This window comes from Sphingobium sp. AS12, assembly GCF_019097845.1.
Taxonomy (GTDB): Bacteria; Pseudomonadota; Alphaproteobacteria; order Sphingomonadales; family Sphingomonadaceae; genus Sphingobium.
Genome location: NZ_JAHRGM010000001.1, coordinates 117,241 through 133,747, shown reverse-complemented (window position 1 = coordinate 133,747; position 16,507 = coordinate 117,241). Strand labels below are relative to the sequence as shown.

Annotated in this window: 18 protein-coding genes; 5 read left to right on the top strand and 13 right to left on the bottom strand. The window is 64.0% G+C overall.

All coding sequences use genetic code 11. The annotated features are described in order from the left end of the window. Positions 1-72: 72 nt before the first annotated feature. From sucD to KRZ98_RS00685, 5 genes are all read right to left on the bottom strand, one after another. Positions 73-957, bottom strand: a complete 885-nt coding sequence (sucD, locus tag KRZ98_RS00705; RefSeq protein ID WP_119745596.1) for a succinate--CoA ligase subunit alpha — start codon at positions 955-957, stop codon at positions 73-75. A gap of 96 nt (positions 958-1,053) precedes the next feature. Continuing rightward, positions 1,054-2,016 (bottom strand): malate dehydrogenase, encoded by a 963-nt coding sequence (mdh, locus tag KRZ98_RS00700; protein ID WP_217671748.1) that lies wholly within the window; start codon positions 2,014-2,016, stop codon positions 1,054-1,056. A gap of 305 nt (positions 2,017-2,321) precedes the next feature. Then, complete coding sequence (gene zapE / locus KRZ98_RS00695) at positions 2,322-3,434, bottom strand: cell division protein ZapE (protein WP_217671747.1); 1,113 nt, start codon at positions 3,432-3,434, stop codon at positions 2,322-2,324. Then, complete coding sequence (locus KRZ98_RS00690; protein ID WP_368389769.1) at positions 3,431-3,889, bottom strand: PaaI family thioesterase; 459 nt, start codon at positions 3,887-3,889, stop codon at positions 3,431-3,433. Before KRZ98_RS00690 ends, zapE begins: the two co-directional genes overlap by 4 nt. A 5-nt stretch (positions 3,890-3,894) precedes the next feature. After that, positions 3,895-4,683, bottom strand: a complete 789-nt coding sequence (locus KRZ98_RS00685) for a succinate dehydrogenase iron-sulfur subunit (RefSeq protein ID WP_017182650.1) — start codon at positions 4,681-4,683, stop codon at positions 3,895-3,897. 159 nt (positions 4,684-4,842) lie between these two features. Between KRZ98_RS00685 and KRZ98_RS00680 the strand changes: the two genes are divergently transcribed. The 3 genes from KRZ98_RS00680 to KRZ98_RS00670 are packed head-to-tail and all read left to right on the top strand — an operon-like array spanning position 4,843 to position 7,438. Then, complete coding sequence (locus tag KRZ98_RS00680) at positions 4,843-5,910, top strand: glycosyl transferase (RefSeq protein ID WP_217671746.1); 1,068 nt, start codon at positions 4,843-4,845, stop codon at positions 5,908-5,910. Further along, positions 5,907-7,004 carry a CDP-alcohol phosphatidyltransferase family protein gene (locus KRZ98_RS00675; RefSeq protein WP_217671745.1) on the top strand — a complete coding sequence of 366 codons (1,098 nt, stop codon included), beginning with the start codon at positions 5,907-5,909 and terminating at the stop codon, positions 7,002-7,004. Before KRZ98_RS00680 ends, KRZ98_RS00675 begins: the two co-directional genes overlap by 4 nt. Continuing rightward, positions 7,001-7,438, top strand: a complete 438-nt coding sequence (locus tag KRZ98_RS00670) for an HIT family protein (protein ID WP_217671744.1) — start codon at positions 7,001-7,003, stop codon at positions 7,436-7,438. Before KRZ98_RS00675 ends, KRZ98_RS00670 begins: the two co-directional genes overlap by 4 nt. 28 nt (positions 7,439-7,466) lie before the next feature. Here KRZ98_RS00670 and KRZ98_RS00665 read toward each other — a convergent pair whose 3' ends face one another. Then, a complete protein-coding gene (locus tag KRZ98_RS00665) occupies positions 7,467-8,237 on the bottom strand; it encodes a sugar phosphate nucleotidyltransferase (protein WP_217671743.1) in 771 nt (256 codons plus the stop codon). Positions 8,238-8,377: 140 nt separating this feature from the next. On the opposite strand from KRZ98_RS00665, the gene KRZ98_RS00660 reads away from it, so the two are divergent. Beyond that, on the top strand, positions 8,378-9,691 hold the full coding sequence (locus tag KRZ98_RS00660; protein ID WP_217671742.1) for a lipopolysaccharide biosynthesis protein: 1,314 nt from the start codon (positions 8,378-8,380) through the stop codon (positions 9,689-9,691). Between the two features lie 244 nt (positions 9,692-9,935). Here the strand turns inward: KRZ98_RS00660 and rpsI are convergent, their stop codons facing one another. The 7 genes from rpsI to KRZ98_RS00630 form a co-directional block, all read right to left on the bottom strand. Beyond that, positions 9,936-10,496, bottom strand: coding sequence for a 30S ribosomal protein S9 (gene rpsI, locus KRZ98_RS00655; protein ID WP_217671741.1), 561 nt, complete (start codon positions 10,494-10,496; stop codon positions 9,936-9,938). Then, positions 10,496-10,975 (bottom strand): 50S ribosomal protein L13, encoded by a 480-nt coding sequence (rplM, locus tag KRZ98_RS00650; protein WP_217671740.1) that lies wholly within the window; start codon positions 10,973-10,975, stop codon positions 10,496-10,498. The genes rpsI and rplM overlap by 1 nt, the downstream gene beginning before the upstream one ends. Positions 10,976-11,110: 135 nt before the next feature. Beyond that, the gene (locus tag KRZ98_RS00645) at positions 11,111-11,689 is read right to left on the bottom strand and encodes a hypothetical protein (RefSeq protein ID WP_254797999.1); all 579 of its coding nucleotides are present in this window, start codon (positions 11,687-11,689) and stop codon (positions 11,111-11,113) included. Further along, complete coding sequence (locus KRZ98_RS23925; RefSeq protein WP_254797996.1) at positions 11,649-11,909, bottom strand: hypothetical protein; 261 nt, start codon at positions 11,907-11,909, stop codon at positions 11,649-11,651. The genes KRZ98_RS00645 and KRZ98_RS23925 overlap by 41 nt, the downstream gene beginning before the upstream one ends. Then, positions 11,906-12,928, bottom strand: a complete 1,023-nt coding sequence (locus tag KRZ98_RS00640; RefSeq protein WP_217671739.1) for a COX15/CtaA family protein — start codon at positions 12,926-12,928, stop codon at positions 11,906-11,908. Before KRZ98_RS00640 ends, KRZ98_RS23925 begins: the two co-directional genes overlap by 4 nt. Positions 12,929-12,994: 66 nt before the next feature. Then, positions 12,995-13,624 (bottom strand): 2-dehydro-3-deoxy-6-phosphogalactonate aldolase, encoded by a 630-nt coding sequence (locus KRZ98_RS00635; RefSeq protein WP_217671738.1) that lies wholly within the window; start codon positions 13,622-13,624, stop codon positions 12,995-12,997. After that, positions 13,621-14,526 carry a 2-dehydro-3-deoxygalactonokinase gene (locus tag KRZ98_RS00630; RefSeq protein ID WP_217671737.1) on the bottom strand — a complete coding sequence of 302 codons (906 nt, stop codon included), beginning with the start codon at positions 14,524-14,526 and terminating at the stop codon, positions 13,621-13,623. Before KRZ98_RS00630 ends, KRZ98_RS00635 begins: the two co-directional genes overlap by 4 nt. 137 nt (positions 14,527-14,663) lie before the next feature. Here KRZ98_RS00630 and KRZ98_RS00625 point away from each other — a divergent pair, with 137 nt between their 5' ends. Beyond that, a complete protein-coding gene (locus tag KRZ98_RS00625) occupies positions 14,664-16,466 on the top strand; it encodes an IlvD/Edd family dehydratase (protein ID WP_217671736.1) in 1,803 nt (600 codons plus the stop codon). Positions 16,467-16,507: the final 41 nt, after the last annotated feature.

Sequence of the window (16,507 nt, the reverse complement as noted above, 5' to 3'; positions counted from 1 at the left end):
CATCCGTGCCGCGTGCAGTCGCGGTCGGGCAAAGGACGGCCGGGGTGCAGCCCGGCCGCCTTACAGGCTTGCTTAGCCCTTCAGCACTTCCAGCAGAGTCGTGCCCAGCTCGGACGGGCTGGCAGCGACCTTGATGCCTGCGGCTTCCATCGCCGCGATCTTGCTTTCCGCGTCGCCCTTGCCGCCCGACACGATCGCGCCGGCATGACCCATGCGACGGCCCGGAGGCGCCGTGCGACCGGCGATGAAGCCGGCCATCGGCTTCTTGCGGCCACGCTTGGCCTCGTCGATCAGGAATTGCGCCGCCTGTTCTTCCGCGTCGCCACCGATTTCGCCGATCATGATGATCGATTCGGTGGCGTCGTCGGCCAGGAACAGCTCCAGCACGTCAATGAAGTTGGTGCCGTTGACCGGATCGCCGCCAATGCCGACAGCGGTGGTCTGGCCCAGGCCAGCGTTCGAGGTCTGGAACACCGCTTCATAGGTCAGTGTGCCCGAACGCGAGACGACGCCGACGCTGCCCGCCTTGAAGATGGAACCGGGCATGATGCCGATCTTGCATTCATTGGGGGTCAGTACGCCGGGGCAGTTCGGGCCGATCAGGCGCGACTTGCTGCCCGACAGAGCGCGCTTCACGCGCACCATGTCCAGCACGGGGATGCCCTCGGTGATGCAGATGATCAGCGGGATTTCTGCGTCGATCGCTTCCAAGATCGAATCGGCCGCAAATGGTGGCGGCACATAGACGACCGACGCATCCGCGCCGGTCTTGGTCTTGGCTTCCAGCACCGTGTCGAACATGGGCAGGCCGATATGGGTGGAACCACCCTTGCCCGGCGTGACGCCCGCAACCATCTGCGTGCCATAGGCGAGCGCCTGCTCGGTGTGGAAGGTGCCGGTGGCACCGGTCATACCCTGGGTGATGACCTTGGTGTTCTTGTTCACCAGAATGGACATGCGTGTCCCTTTATATTCCGTGGACGTGGCACTTGGTCGAAATCGTCCCGTTCCAGGCTGCGCACTTACCTGGAACGGAACGGTGCAGCTCTAAAGTCAGGCGAGCGAAGGATCGATCACCTTGCAAGCATCGAGCAATTCCTTGACCGCATCGACAGACACGGTGAGGTTCGCCTTGGCTTCGTCGTTCAGTTCGATCTCGATGACCTGCTCGACGCCGTCCTTGCCGATGATCACGGGCACGCCGACATAGAGATTGTCGACGCCATATTGGCCGGTCAGGTTGGCGGCGCAGGGCAGCAGGCGCTTCTTGTCGCCCAGATAGGATTCGGCCATCGCGATAGCGCTGGTGGCGGGCGCGTAGAAGGCCGAACCGGTCTTGAGCAGCGCAACAATCTCGCCGCCACCAGACCGGGTGCGCTGCACGATTGCGTCGATACGCTCCTGGGTCGAACGGCCCTGCTTGATGAGGTCTGGGACAGGGATGCCCGCGACGGTCGAATATTCGATGACCGGCACCATCGTATCGCCATGGCCGCCCAGCACGAAGCTGGTGACGTCCTTGGCCGACACGTTGAATTCTTCGGCCAGGAAATGGTTGAAGCGCGAGCTGTCCAGTACGCCGGCCATGCCGACGACCTTGTTGTGCGGCAGGCCCGAAAATTCGCGCAGCGCCCAAACCATCGCGTCGAGCGGGTTGGTGATGCAGATGACGAAAGCGTCGGGCGCGTTGGCGGCAATGCCTTCGCCCACGGCCTTCATGACCTTCAGGTTGATGCCCAGCAGGTCGTCGCGGCTCATGCCCGGCTTGCGTGCAACACCGGCGGTGACGATGATGACGTCCGCGCCCGCAATATCGGCATAATCATTGGAACCGGTGATCTTGGCATCGAAGCCTTCGACCGACGCGCATTGCGACAGGTCGAGCGCCTTGCCCTGGGGCACGCCTTCCACGACGTCGAACAGGACGATGTCGCCCAGACCCTTCAATGCCGCGAGATGCGCGAGCGTGCCGCCAATGTTACCAGCGCCAATGAGCGCGATCTTGTTACGGGCCATAAGTCTGTCATCCTCCAAGACGTGAATTCTGGAATTGATGGCCCGCTTAAGCCGATAAGGCAGGGGTTTCAACTAACAAAGACGGCAGAAACAAATTATCTTTGCAATTCATTCGCAATTGCGTTAAGCGGCTGCAACACCCTGTCGCTCCCGGCTCCTACCCTGGCCGCCGAGCTGTCCCTGCAGCGGTATCCTGCCGGATGCTTTTCCCATGGAAAGCATCCGGCCTGTTTTTCCCGGTTTTCAGCAAGAAGATTGCGCCATGATGACGGCGCCGCGCGGCAGGATGTGCCTTGGTACGCCGCTTATTTAGGGCCGTGGCCCAGCGCCAGATAATCGTCCGACTGCATTTCCATCAGCCGCGACACGGTGCGCTCGAACTCGAACGCGCCATCGCCCTCGGGGTAGAGCCGCGCCGGCTCCGCATCGGCGGATGCCAGCAACTTGACCTTATATTCGTAGAGCGAGTCGATCAGCGTCACGAAGCGCGCCGCCTCATTACGGTTTTCCGGCCCCAGCACCGGGATGCCGACGATGATTATCGTATGATATTTGCGCGCGATAGCCAGATAATCAGGCGCGCCCCGCGCCTCCGCACAGAGCCGCTTGAAGGAAAAGACCGCCACGCCTTTCAGGCTTTTGGGCACATGCAGCGTTCGGCCACCCTGCACCTTGATATCCTCCGACGGCACATGGGCACGGTCGGACGGGGGATAATCGGTCAGGCGGAAGAAAGCGGTGCTGAGCGCTTGTGTTGCCGCATCGCCATTGGGGCAGTGCCAAAGCGTCGCGTCGCCCAGACGATCGCGGCGATAGTCGGTCGGGCCGTTCAACGTCAGCACGTCCAGCCGTTCCTTGATCAGGTCGATGAAGGGCAGGAAAAGCTGGCGGTTGAGGCCGTTCTTGTAAAGTTCGTCGGGTTCGCGGTTGGACGTAGTGACGATCGTCACCCGCTTTTCCAGCAGCCCGGTGAACAGCCGCGACATGATCGCGGCGTCGGCCATATTGTTGACGACCATCTCGTCAAAGCAGAGCAACCGCGCTTCGTCGGCCAGCGAGTCCACCACCGGCGGGATCGGATCGCCCTTTTCCGACTTGCGCGCTTCGGCGAGCCGGGCATGAACGTCGAGCATGAATTCATGGAAATGCGCACGCTTCTTCCGCTGGATTTTCACCGTGTCGAAGAACAGGTCCATCAGCATCGACTTGCCGCGCCCGACCCCGCCCCACATATAGAGGCCGCGCGGCGGCTCAGGCACCTTGCGCAACAATTTCCACAGCGTCGAACCACGCGCAGGCACGGCTTCCAGTTCCTGCTGCAAGGCGTCGAGTCGCAGCGCCGCGGCGCGCTGATCGGGATCGGCGCGCAATTCGCCCGCGGCGATGAGCGCCTCATATCGGGCAATCACCCCTGTCACTTGGGTGCAGGCACCTTGCGCAGCGTCGCGGTCGATGCCGCGATCAGGCCATCCCCCTGCGCGATGGTCATGCGCAGGAACATCATCTTGCCGGTTTCCTTGAGCAGTTCGACGTCGGCGATCATCGCCACGCCAACCCTGCCCAGGCCCAGATATTGCATCGACAGGTCGATCGTCAGCGCGCCCATCTGATCCTTGCGCCCCATCGCCCACAGCGCGATGAAATAGGCGTGGTCGGCAAAGCCTGCCGCAAAGCCGCCGTGCAGATTGCCATAGCGGTTGATGTGCAGCGGCTGCACCTCCAGCGCGACCTGCGCCCGGCCCGGCGCATCGCTGAGCGCATAGCCGCTGCCGATGACGGACAGGAAATTGTCCCCGTCAGGCTCGCCCCAACGCCGCCAGCCGCTCCACTCCTCCGCTGGCGTGGCGGAAGCAATCGTCCCTGTTCCGCTCACGACAATCAGAGCTGCCGCTCGACCATCATCTTCTTGGTTTCGGCGATCGCCTTGGCCGGGGACAGACCCTTGGGGCAGACATTCGCGCAGTTCATGATGGTGTGGCAGCGATAGAGGCGGAAGGGATCTTCCAGCTCGTCCAGCCGATCACCGGTATATTCGTCGCGGCTATCCGCCAGCCAGCGATAGGCCTGCAACAGGATTGCCGGACCCAGGAACTTGTCCGAATTCCACCAGTAGGACGGGCAGCTGGTCGAGCAGCAGGCGCACAGGATGCACTCATAGAGGCCATCCAGCTTCTCGCGGTCGGCGGGCGACTGGAGCCGCTCCTTGCCCGACGGCGGCGGCGACACGGTTTTGAGCCAGGGCTGGATCGAATTATACTGCGCGTAGAAATGGGTGAAGTCGGGGACCAGATCCTTGATCACGTCCATATGCGGCAGCGGGGTGATCCGCACATCCTTGCCCGAACATTCCTCGATCGCGGTGGTGCAGGCCAGGCCGTTCTTGCCGTTCATGTTCATCGAACAGCTACCGCAAATCCCTTCGCGGCACGAGCGGCGGAAGGTCAGCGTCGGATCATATTCATTCTTGATCTTGATCAGCGCGTCCAGAACCATCGGCCCGCAATTGTCGAGGTCAATCTCATAGGTGTCGTAACGCGGGTTCTGCCCGGAGTCGGGATCATAGCGATAGACCTTGAAGCTGCGCACCTTCGTCGCACCTGCGGGCGCGGGGTGCGTCACACCCTTGCCGCTGATCTTGCTGTTCTTGGGCAACGCAAATTCGGCCATCGCTCGTCGAGCCTCTTTCAGAGTGTCGTTCGGTCGCGGCCCGCATAACAAAAAATAAGCAAAGGTCCAGCACCTACAAAAGGGAAAGACGCCACCGCCCTTGCATCTGCCCCGGCATCGCCGCTAGGCGACTGGCCCTGTGGGAGCGTTTGTGACCTGATGGATATCGCCTTTCTCGCCATTGCCGAAGCGCAACAGCTCTACCACTGGCTGCCCGCCGCGCTGGCGCTGGCGCGCCGCCCCGGCGTGCGGGTCAGCATCCTTTCGCCCTCCGACCAGATATTGGCGCTGGTCGCCAGCTATGACCTGGAAAAACGGCTGATCCCGGTGCGTTTGCGTCGTCCACCCGGCCGCGCCGACTCGCTGTTCCGCCAGCCTTCGCGGCTCGCCACGCTGCTGCTCAACTACCGTGCCATTGCCCGTTTCCCCCTGCTGGCGACGACCGAGATTTCCTCCGCCTGGGCGCGCCGCGTCCCCGGTTTTGCCACCCGCCTCATCCTCATCAAACATGGCGCGGGCGACCGCGAAGGCGGCTACAAGAAACGCCATGCCGATTTCGACCTGACGCTTGTCGCAGGCGAAAAGGACCGCCGCCGCCTGATCGAGCGCGGCCTTTGCACCCCCGATACCGTCGCCGTCGGCGGCTATCCCAAGTTCGAGCTGAAGGCGCCCCGCCAGCGATTCTTCGACAATGACCGCCCGGTGCTGCTCTATAATCCGCATTTCGACCCAAAGCTCTCGTCATGGGTCACCCATGGCCCGGCGGTGCTGGCGGCACTGGAGACGCTGACCGGCTGGAACGTCATCATCGCGCCCCACACCAAGCTGGCGCGCGCCGTCCCGCCCATCGTCAGCGCCGCGCCGCACATCCGCGTCGACATGGGCAGCCGCCACTCGATCGACATGAGCTATACGATGAGCGCCGACGTCTATCTGGGTGACGTGTCCAGCCAAGTCTATGAGTTCCTGGTCCAGCCGCGCCCCTGCATCTTCCTCAATCTCGACCGGCGCGATGCCAGCAGCGAAGCCTTTGCGCACTGGAAGCTGGGACAGGTGATCGAGAGCGCCGACGCCCTGCCCGCAGCACTCGCCCGCGCCGCAGACTTGCAACCGGGCTTCGTTGCTGCTCAGGAAGCGGCCATGCGCGATTCCATCGACCTTTCCCCCATCCCCGCGTCCCAGCGGCAGGCCGACCTCATCCTGAACTTCGCGAAGGCGCATCTATGAGCCAGACCCTCACCACCTCTCTTGGCCCCGTCCGCCTTGTCGGCGACAATGTAACGCCGATCTGGGGCATGACCAATGCCGAACGCAGCCGCCGTATGGCGGAAAGCGCCGCGAAGAATGGCAGCGTGCTGGCGGCGGGCCACGAACTGCTGTTCAACTTGACCTACGCCTTCGATCCGCTGCTGCTGCGCCTCGCGCTCGAAACGCCCGGCACCCTGTTCGTCTGGGGCGACGCACCGATCGTCGGCCAGGTGCCGCTGGGCATCGATCCGCTGACCGCCCCCCATATCATCGACCTGTCGGACGGCCGCACCCTCTACAACCGCCAGCTGCGCAAGCTGGAACAGCCGATGGTGCGCGAATTGACCCCATCGACCCGGCGCGAAATTGAGCGGCGCAGCTATTTCGGCGCCTATAAGGGCGTGACCGACCTGCTCACCAAATATCTCTGGCCCGAACTGGCGCTGGTGCTGACCCGGATCGCGGCGCAGCTGCGTATGACCCCAAACATGGTCTCGGTGATCGGCGTGACCCTGTGCCTGCTTGCAACATGGCTGTTCGCGCAGGGCATGTATTGGACCGGCTTCCTCTCCGGATTCATCTTCATGGTGCTGGATACGGTGGACGGCAAACTGGCACGCTGCACCATCACATCGTCCAAATGGGGCAATGTGATCGACCATGGGGTCGATCTGGTCCACCCGCCCTTCTGGTGGTATTTCTGGGGGACGGGGCTGGTCTATTGGGGGCTGGCGCTTTCGACCCAGACATTCGCACTGGTGATCGCGGCGGTGATTGCAGGCTATGTGCTGCAACGACTGATCGAGGGGATGTTCCTCAAGGATTTCGGCATGGACATTCATGTCTGGCAGCGCTTCGACAGCCAGTTCCGCCTGATCACCGCGCGGCGCAACCCGAATATGGTCATCCTGTTCGTGTCGCTGCTGTTCGGACGCCCCGACATCGGCCTGATCGCGCTCGCCTGGTGGACAACGATATCGCTGGTCGTCCACGCCGTGCGGCTGGCGCAGGCCTATGGCGTCAGGCGGTCCGGCCAGCCGATCGTCAGTTGGATGGAGCAGGCCCGGCCATGAACCCCACGATCGAGAAATTCGGCTGGCCAGCCACGCTGATCGCGGAGTTCACCCACTGGGTCGTGCTGCTCCGCCCGGCCCAGCCGACACTGGGGTCGCTGATCCTGGCGGCCAAAAGCGATGCAACAGCGTTCGGCGACCTGCCTGGCGACGCCCATGCCGAACTCAAGACCGTCACCGCTGCGATCGAGGCGGCGCTGACCAAGGCGGTGGGCTATACCAAGATCAACTATCTGATGCTGATGATGGTCGATCCCCATGTCCATTTCCACGTCATCCCCCGCTATGACGGGACACGCAGCGCGGCGGGTGTGACCGTGGCGGATGCAGGCTGGCCGGGGCAGCCGGACCTTGGGTCTGCGGTCAAGCTGGACAGTGAGCTGGACAATGTAAAAGCGTGGCTGAAAAATTATTTCGATGCCGAAATGATATAGCCGCGCGCTTGTTTGACCCTCGCATCGCTTACTGCCCGTAACGCCCCTCGGCGACCCACTTGGCCGTCAGCGCCTTCGCCGCCTCGACATCCTGATGGAAGTCGACCTCCTGCCATTCCAGCCCCTCGATCGACACGGTGCCGACGCGGTTGCCCTTGGCGATGATGTCGATAGCGCGCAGATACCAGCGTTCGACGCCTTCGGGCGTGCGCATCATCTGGTCGATCTGGTTGCGGAAGATCGCCGGGCCTTCGCCGGTGAAGGCCAGCATCCCGATCGATTCGGCATTGGTGTCGGGCGGCAACAGCCGCTTGCCGATATGGTGCAGGCGGCCGCTCTCGTCGCGGCTCACCTTCATATCGTCATCGTCATAGTCGCCGTCCGCCTTCACATCGACGGTCACGGTGATGGCGTCCCTGGCTCCCGCAATGAGTTTCGCGACGATCTCGTCCGACACGATGGTATCGCCGTTCAGGATGATGAAGTCCCGGTCCATCTCCTCCCGCACGATCCAGCAGGTGCCAAGGTTATCGGCGACCTGAAAGAAGGGATTGAACACGCAGCGGATGCGCGCGCCGGTCTCGCGATACAATTGCAGCGCATGATCCTCGACCCGTTCGGTGCGGAAACCCGTCACCACCACGATATCGGTCACGCCATTGGCGACCAGCGCGGCGATCTGCCAGCTGATCAGGGTGCGGCCGTTGAAGTCGATCATGCATTTGGGCACGTCGCGGGTCAGCGGCAACAGGCGCGATCCTTGCCCGGCGGACAGGATGATGGCTTTGGTGATGGTCATGGCGCGGGTCTTTAGAGGGGAAATTGGCCGAAAAAAAGGCGGCTTCAAACTGACGTTCGCAACGCCTAGAGCGGATCGACTTCAACTTCATCCGTTCGTTTCGAACGGGAATTGCAATGTGGCGAGGGCTGGAAAGCAGAATGATGGCGAAACCCAGGCCCGGCGCAGCACAGGACGGCTTTTCCCGCATTTTGGCCAATACCGGCTGGCTGCTGGGGGGCAAGGGCGTGGGCGCGGTGTTGAGCCTGGCCTATCTCGCCATCGTCACCCGCACACTGGGCGTCGCTGATTTCGGGCGGTTCGCGCTGGTGCTGAGCGCCGCGACGGTCATCAAGACGATTACCAGTTTCGACAGCTGGCAGATCGTCGTGCGCTATGGCCAGACCCATTTGGCCACCGGCAACGCCGACGCGCTGAACCGCGTTTTGCGTTTCTGTATCCTCATTGATCTTGCCTCCGCCGTGGTGGGCGGGGCGATTGCCGCTTTCATTATCCTGGCCTTTGGCGGGCTGCTGGAGCTGCCGCCCGGCATGGGGTGGCAGGCCTGGATCTTCTGCATGGTGATGATGATCACCATCCGATCCAGCCCTACGGGCATATTGCGTTTGTTCGACCGGTTCGATTCCGCCGCGCTCGCCGAGACCATGATCCCGGTGGGCCGAATGATCGGCGCGGTCGCGGCGCTGGGACTGATGCCGACGATCACCGGCTTCCTGATCGCCTGGGGCGCGGCGGAGCTGCTCTGCGCCATCGCTTATTGGTGGCTCGCACTGCGCGAAGGGCGCGGGCGGATCGGCCAGTGGACGGCAGGCCGGGCGATGGACGCCCGGGCGGAGAATCCGGGCATCATCGGCTTCCTGACCGCCACCAACCTCCAGACCAGCCTGTCGTCCATGGGGCAGCAGGTCGCGGTGCTGGTGGTCGGGCTGTTCGTCGGGCCGGTCGGCGCGGGTCTCTATCGCCTTGCCAATCAGCTTGCCAATTCGCTGACCAAGATTTCGGGGTTGCTCTCGCGCAGCATCTTCGTCGAACTGTCGCGCAGCGGCAGTCAGGGGGGGGAAGCGCTGGGCGCGCTGTTCCGCCGCACCAACCGGCTGGCGCTGGTGGCGGGCGCGGTCATCATCGCGCTGATTCTGATCATCGGCCATCCGCTGCTGGGACTGATCGCGGGCCGCGACTTCCTGCCCGCCTATCCGCTGCTGTTGCTGCTCGGCATTGCCGCCTGCATCGACCTGATCGGGGTCAGCTATCGCCCGCTGCTGATGGCGACCGACCGGGCGGGCCTGTCTCTGCGCATCACCTTCATCTCGACCACTTTGTTGCTGGGGATGCAGGCCGCGCTGCTGCCGCTTTACGGCACGATCGGCGCGGCCAGCGCCAACATCGTCGCGGCCATCGCCGGCTTCGTCATGATGGGCCTGGCCAGCCGCAACGCGGTGCGGGCGCAGGGGTGAACGGGAGGGTGCGTAACTTCACCACCTCCGTTCGTTTCGAGCGAAGTCGAGAAACGGCGCGCAAGGTCTCTCGACCTTGGCTTGTCCTGAGCGACTGCCTTAGCAGGCAGTCGAAGGGCTCGAAACGAACGGAGGGTGGACGATGACACCCCGCCCCTGCCCCGCGGTCCCTCTGCATATCCCCCAACGAAAAAGAGGCCGGAAAACCGGCCCCTTCTCGATCGTCTGGTAGTGCCTGAAACGCTTAGCGCTTCGAGAACTGGAAGCTCTTGCGAGCCTTCGCCTTACCATATTTCTTACGTTCGACGACGCGGCTGTCGCGGGTCAGGAAGCCTTCGGCCTTGACCGCGCTGCGCAGCGCCGGTTCGTACTTGGTCAGCGCCTGGGCGATGCCATGCTTGACCGCACCGGCCTGACCCGACAGACCGCCGCCCTTGACCGTGCAGATCACGTCATATTGGCCATTGCGATCGGTCACGCCGAACGGCTGGTTGATCACCAGACGCAGGGTGGGACGAGCGAAATAGATTTCCTGATCGCGGCCATTGACCGTGATCTTGCCGGTGCCGGGCTTCACCCAGACGCGGGCGACGGCATCCTTACGACGGCCGGTCGCATAAGCGCGGCCAAGATTGTCGATTTCCTGCTGGCGCAGCGGCATGGTCGAAACCGGCGGCGCAATCGGCGCATCGGCAACGACGTCAGCGGCGGGCGCTTGCGCAGCGGCAGGCGCGGCAACCGGAGCCGCAGCGGCTTCGGCGGCGATCTGTGCGAGATCGGACAGGGACTGGCGGTTATCGGACATTATGCACCCACCTTGTTCTTGCGGTTGCGCGACGCGAAGTCGAGCACTTCGGGGTTCTGGGCTTCATGCGGATGCTCGGCGCCGCCGAACACGCGCAGGTTGCGCATCTGCTGGCGACCCAGCGGGCCACGCGGGATCATGCGTTCGATCGCCTTTTCCAGCACGCGCTCAGGGAAACGGCCTTCCAAAATCTTGGCAGGGGTGGTTTCCTTGATGCCGCCGGCATAGCCGGTGTGCTTGTAATAGACTTTGTCGGTCAGCTTCTTGCCGGTGAACTTCACCTTGCCCGCGTTGATGATGATGACATTGTCACCACAATCGACATGGGGCGTGAAGCTGGTCTTGTGCTTGCCGCGCAGGATATTCGCCACGGTCGAAGCGAGACGGCCAACAACAAGGCCTTCCGCGTCGATCAGGACCCATTTTTTTTCGACCGTCGCCGGCGATGCCGACTTGGTGGTCTTCATCAGCGCCTTCATGGTGCCAATTCTCCAGAATGAAAAAGGAAACCGGACGCCGTTGCCGACGCCCGGAAGTGGGGCGCTAATGACCGGTGGCAGGTCACAAGTCAAGAGATTCGGCGGCTTTGCTGACGGGTAAAATAATACCCGTCACTATTGGGCAGGGGTCAACTCACGCTTTTCCGACACAGCGCGCGTCCCCAGCGCCAAATTACGCTGCTGTTTTTCGATCAGGCCGGTGCGCCGCGACAGGCGGTAGGTGATGCCGACAGCAATACCCTGCCCAGCCAGTTGCTCGTCCAGATCGAGCGCCTTGTCCGACTGCGCCGTCACCCGCAGCACGCCCTCGACCGGGACCGGACGGCCCAGCGGCGCGCCAGCCACGGTCCGCACACCCCGCCCCGCGCCATCCTCCACCTTGCCGCCTGCAAACAGGAAGAGCGGCCGCAATTCCCCGGCGAGCAGCGCCAGCCGCCCGTCGGGCGACAGGCCCGACAGCAAAGCCTGGACCGACAGGAGCGACCGGTGGCGCTGCGTGTCCGGCGCGAATGCCGCCAGCATCTTGGCGAGGCCAGCCTGCACCGCGCTCCAGACCGCATCCATATTGTCGAGCGCGATGATCTGCCCTGCGGCATCCACATGGAAATGATGCTCCACCCCGATCAGCGGCGTCAGCGCGGCGGCATAGGGTTCAGCGCCCGATGCAGGCGCATCGCTGTCGATGGCGCGCAACGTGGCGTGGAGGATATAGCCGTCCCCCCCCCCTTTCGAACCGCAGGTCGCGGGTGGCGCTGAACCGGCTGACCTTGCCTTCGACGGGGCGGTGCTGTTCGATCTGATAGGTGAGACGCTGATCGACCGGCGGCGCAAAGGGGATGGCGATGGCTTCGGCCCGCGCGATCCCCGGCACCAGCAGCACCAGGCAGAGCGCCGCCGCGCGAATCCCCCTCACAGGCGACGCACGCCGATGGCATGGGCGCCCCAGGCCGCCGACGCCACCACCAGCGCGCCGACTGCCTGATGCAGCACGGCGAGCGGCAGGGCGATGCCGCTGATGACGGTGGCGATACCCAGAACGATCTGCGTCCCCACCGTCGCATTGATCGCGATCGAAGGAGTGCGCTGCCCGGCCCGCTTGGCGTGTCGCGCCAGCAGGATCAGCGCCAGCGCAGCGCCCCATGCCCACCAGCGATGCAGGAAATGAACGAGATAGGGGTCGCTCGACACGGTGGCCCAGAGCGAACCCAGCCAGCTAATCCCTTCAGGCACCAGATGGTCGTTCATCAGGGGCCAAGTGTTGGACACATAGCCCGCGTCCAGCCCGGCGGTGAAGGCTCCCAGCATCAACTGCACGAACAGCGCCAGCAATGCGATCAGCGCCAGCGGTTGCAATTGTGCTGGACGAGCGCGGCTGTTGCGGGACAGCGCCAGCAGATCGAGCGCGGTCCAGACCAGCCCGCCGATGATGAAAAGCGCCGTCAGCAGATGCACCGCCAGCCGGTAATGGCTGACATCGGTGCGCAGTGACAGGCCGGACTTGACCATCCACCAGCCGATCGCGCCCTGCAATCCGCCCAGCGCCAGCAGCGCGACCAGTCGGAAGCCATAGCCTGCCGGGATCGCGCGCTTCCATGCGAACCACAGCAGCGGCAGGGCGAAGGCGACGCCGATCAGCCGCCCCAATAGCCGGTGCAGCCATTCCCAGAAAAAGATGAACTGGAAATCGGCCAGGCTCATGCCCCGGTTGATCTGCTGATATTCGGGGATTTGCTGGTAGAGGCGAAACGCCTCCATCCACTGGTCATGGGTCAGCGGGGGAATGGCGCCGGTGATCGGCTTCCACTGGGTGATCGACAGCCCCGATTCGGTCAGGCGAGTGATGCCGCCAACCACGACCATGACGAACACCAAAGCGGCGACAAACAGCAACCAGCGGGCGATCGCCACCGGACGGGGAAAGGGATTGGCCATGACCGGTCCATGCCCCCAAGCCCGCATCGTTTCAAGCAGGACGATCGGGACAAATCGTCCAAGCCGTCAGCGCGTCGCTTTCCACGCCGCAACCAGTTCCCGCCCGCGCGTGCCCACCAGCGCCGCATCGTCACCGGGGCGGTAGAGCGCGCCGCCCACGCCAATGCCTTCGCAACCGCCCGCCAGCCATTCACCGATCGTGTCCGCGCCGGTGCCGCCCACGGCCCAGACGCCGACATGCCTGGGCAGCACATCCTTGACCGCCTTCACATAGGCCGGGCCGAGCCGGGCGGCGGGGAAGAGTTTGATCCGGCGCGCGCCGGAGGCAATGGCGGAAAAGGCTTCGCTGGGGGTCATGAAACCGGGCAGCAGCTCAAGGCCCAATTCCGCGCCGCGGGCGATGACGGCCGGGTTGGTGTTGGGCGTCACCATGATGCGTCCGCCTGCGCCATGCAGTTGCTCGACCGCCTCGACGCTCAGCACCGTGCCACCGCCGATGATCGCGCGGTCGCCAAAGGCCTGTTGCATCGCGCCGATGCTGGCCAGCGGATCGGGCGAGTTGAACGGCACTTCGAGGATGCGGATGCCCGCCTCGACCAGCGCGGCGGCGACGTCCAGCGCCTCGTCCGCGCGGATGCCGCGCAGGATGGCGGCAATCGGCGGCGCGCCATCGTCCAGCAGTTCGTCCATCGTCATAGTGTCATCTCTCCACCATAGCCCAGCCCGGCCAGCGCGCAGGCGTCGCCGTCCAGACGCTGCGACGCAACGCCCTGCGCCGCCAGTGCGCGGGCATAGCGATCCGCCAGCCGCGCGTCGCCGATCAGCGTGACGCCATCGTCCGCCTGCAACAGCGCGCGGGCATCGGCAATCTCGCCGCCGATCAGCAGCCCGGACAGATAGCCCAGCGCCCAGTCGGCCGATCGCCCGGCGCGCAGCCGCATCGCGCGTGCAGCGAACAACCGCGCCAGCACAGCGCCCTCGCCCGCCCGCGCCAGCCCTTCGGCAAAGCCAGCCGCTTCCTGCGCGGCATCGCCCACCGCATCCTTTGGCCCCAGCGTCGATCGATCCCGCAGCAGGGCGAACAGCTCACCGGTCGGCACGGTACGGAACGCCAGCACGCGGCCATCCTCCACCAACGCCCATTTGCTGTGAGTGCCGGGCAGCACGATCAGACGGCGACCCTGCGTTAGCGCCGGGTCACGCGCGCAGGCGCCGAAAATCTGGGTTTCCTCGCCGCGCATCACGTCGGGGATGCCGTCCGCGCCGGTGCAGGCCAGCCCTGCCATGATCGCAATCGGCGCGCCGCGCCAGTCAAAGCCTATGGCGGCCGCGCGCCAGCTTGCTGCGCCCGCCGGGCAATCGGCATAGGGTGCCTCGACCCAGCCATCGCGCGCGCCGACCATGCCGCACAGGGTGATGGACAGTGGTGTTCCGTCGGCCAGCCACGGCGCGACCGTATCGGCAAAAGCGGCTTCGGCTGCCCGTCCGACAGCGCCGATGCCCGGCCCGTCGCGGCGTGCGACGATCCGCCCGTCCTCGACCCGGAACAGGCGCAAATTGCTGGTCCCCCAGTCGCCTACGACCGTGTAGCCGCTCATGGCCGATCGGCTTCCGCAAAAATCTCGATACGCTTCACAAGTCCTCGACACGGCTTCTTGAATTTCTATTTGTATGAGTATATCAGCAGGCCAAGCGCGTCAACGTGCCACAGATTTTCCAGCGTCAGGATGCCCCAATGAGCGATTCGTCCAAGCCCGCCCCCAAGCTGCGCAGCCGCGCCTGGTTCGACAACCCAGACAATATCGATATGACCGCGCTCTATCTGGAACGCTATCTGAATTTCGGGCTTTCGCTGGACGAACTGCGCAGCGGCAAGCCGATCATCGGCATCGCCCAGACCGGCAGCGACCTGTCGCCCTGCAACCGCCATCATATGGTGCTGGCAGAGCGGATGCGGGACGGCATCCGCGAAATGGGCGGCATCGCGCTGGAATTTCCGGTCCACCCGATTCAGGAAACCGGCAAGCGCCCGACGGCGGGGCTTGACCGGAACCTTGCCTATCTGGGGCTGGTCGAGGCGATCTATGGCTATCCGCTGGACGGCGTGATCCTGACCACCGGCTGCGACAAGACCACGCCTGCGCTGCTGATGGCGGCGGCGACCGTCAACATCCCCGCCATTGCCTTGTCGGTCGGCCCGATGCTGAACGGCTGGCACAAGGGCGAGCGCACCGGGTCCGGCACCATCGTGTGGAGGGCGCGCCAGTTGCTGGCCGCGGGCAAGATTGACGATGAAGGCTTCATCAAGCTGGTGGCGTCGTCCGCCCCCTCGACCGGCTATTGCAACACGATGGGCACGGCATCGACCATGAACAGCCTGGCCGAAGCGCTGGGCATGATGCTGCCCGGATCGGCGGCGATCCCTGCCCCTTATCGCGATCGGCAGGAGGTCGCCTATCTGACCGGCAAGCGCATCGTCGAGATGGTGCATGAGGATCTCAAGCCCTCCGACATTCTGACGAAGGATGCTTTCCACAACGCCATCATGGTCAACAGCGCCATCGGCGGATCGACCAATGCGCCGATCCATCTGGCCGCGATCGCCCGCCATATCGGCGTCGACCTGCCACTCAAGGATTGGGAGACGGTGGGTCACAAGATTCCGCTGCTGGTCAACCTCCAGCCTGCGGGCGAGTATCTGGGCGAGGACTATTATCGCGCCGGTGGCGTCCCTGCAGTAGTGGCGCAGCTGATCGCGCAGGGGCTGATCCATGAAGGCGCGATGACCGTCAATGGCAGGACCATGGGCGATAATTGCCGGGGCGTGGAAATTGAGGATGAGAAGGTCATCCGTCCGTTTGACCAGCCACTGGTCGAGGATGCAGGCTTTCTGGTGCTGTCGGGCAATCTGTTCGACGCCGCCGTCATGAAAACCAGCGTCATCAGCGCCGAATTTCGCGATCGTTATTTGTCCAACCCAGACGATCCCAACGCCTTTGAAGGCCCGGCGGTCGTGTTCGACGGGCCGGAGGATTATCACCACCGCATCGATGATCCGTCGGTCGGCATCACCGACCAGACCCTGCTGTTCATGCGCGGCGCGGGGCCGATCGGCTATCCCGGTGCCGCCGAAGTCGTCAATATGCGCCCGCCCGCTTATCTGATCACCGAAGGCGTATCCGCTCTGCCCTGCATCGGCGACGGGCGGCAGTCGGGCACGTCTGGCAGCCCATCGATCCTCAATGCCTCGCCCGAAGCGGCGGCGATGGGTGGCCTCGCGCTGCTGGAAACCGGGGACCGGGTGCGGATGGACCTCAATACCGGAACAGTGAACGTGCTGATTTCCGACGAGGAACTGGAAGCACGGCGCGCCGCATTGGTCGCAGCAGGCGGGTTCAAATACCCTGCGTCGCAAACCCCCTGGCAGGAAATCCAGCGCTCAGTCGTGGGTCAGATGGACACGGGCGCGATCCTGGAAGGGGCGGAGAAATATCAGCGTATCGCCCAGACCATGGGCCTGCCGCGCGACAATCATTAACGACCCGCATTGAATGGCGGGGAACAGCGAACCATCTTCGC